The sequence below is a fragment of the Actinocorallia lasiicapitis genome (assembly GCF_054778695.1).
The window spans coordinates 1-1,140 of sequence record NZ_BAAGZI010000757.1; the positions used below are offsets into that span (position 1 = coordinate 1).

Below are 1,140 nucleotides of genomic sequence, written 5' to 3' on the forward strand. Positions count from 1 at the left end.
ACGCGGGCCGCGGCGGTTCCCGGCGGCGGGGCGGTGGCCGAGGTCAGGGCCGTGTTCAGGACGTGCGGTTCGGCGTCCAGCGCGCGTTGGAGCGCGGGGAGCCGGGAGTGCTGAGTCCAGCACAGGCCGGACACGCTCAACCCGAGCAGCCCGATCGCGAGCCAGGTGCCCGCGATCGCGTGACTGGACCGCGTGCGGCGGACGCCCCGCTCGCCTCGCTGCGGCCACAGCGAAGAACGGATCAGCGCGCGCCGGGAGGACGCCCGGTGTCGTCGGCGACCCAGCCAGAGGACCAGCCCGCTGACCGCCAGGACCCACAGCCAGCTCGCGGCGGTTTCCAGGTAGAGGCGTCCGGCGGCGCCCAGATGCAGGCTGCGGTGCAGTTCGCTGAGCCAGGCCGTCACCGGCGTCGCCTCGCCACCGCCGCGCAGCTCGCCCAGGATCCGTGCGTCGTGGGGGTCGACGTAGACCGTCACCGGGCCGGACAGCACCACCCGGGTGCTCCGCGTCGCCTCCGCGGGGGCCACGCTCACGAGGGTCTTGTCCGGGTGCGCCCGCAGCGCGGCCTCGACCTGCGCCGCCAAGGGCGCCTGAGGCGCCGACGACGCGGGCACGCGCAGCAGATCACCGTAGGCGATCCGGTCGAGCTGCGGGGCGAACACGTACGCCAGACCCGTCAGGGCCGCCAGGACGACGAGAGGCCCCACGAACACTCCGGCGAAGAAATGCAGCCGGACGAGCACGGCCGATCCGCCGTCACCGCGCCTCTGACGGGCTCTGCTGGACATGGCCGAGAAGCTAAGCGCCGGTGCCGGAAGAAGCGTCACGGTGCGGAGGGACCGGTCGTCCCCCACACGGGGGACGACCGGGCGGCCCGCCGTCAGTGACCATCGGGTTTCGTCACCCGGTGAGGAGTCCCGTGCTGTTCGCGTTCATACGTGCCGATGACGCGGTGATCGCGTCATGCCACATTCGGTGGGTGGAAGTGGTGCGGGGGCCACTGGCCCGGCAGTCGTGGGCGCTGGCCGGCACGTGCGCGGCGGGCGATCTGTGCATCGTGCTGATGATGTACGGGGTGGGGGACGGCGGGTGGCGGGTCGCCGCGGCCGTCGCGGCGACCGTGATCGCGGACGCGGCGCT

At 73.6% G+C, this 1,140-nt stretch carries 1 protein-coding gene; it reads right to left on the reverse strand.

Annotated features, from left to right (window positions below; all coding sequences use genetic code 11):
• Positions 1-788: PepSY-associated TM helix domain-containing protein (locus ACYVE7_RS34395; protein ID WP_460370801.1), on the reverse strand; the 788-nt coding region annotated here is incomplete at its 3' end.
• Between the last annotated feature and the right edge of the window lie 352 nt (positions 789-1,140).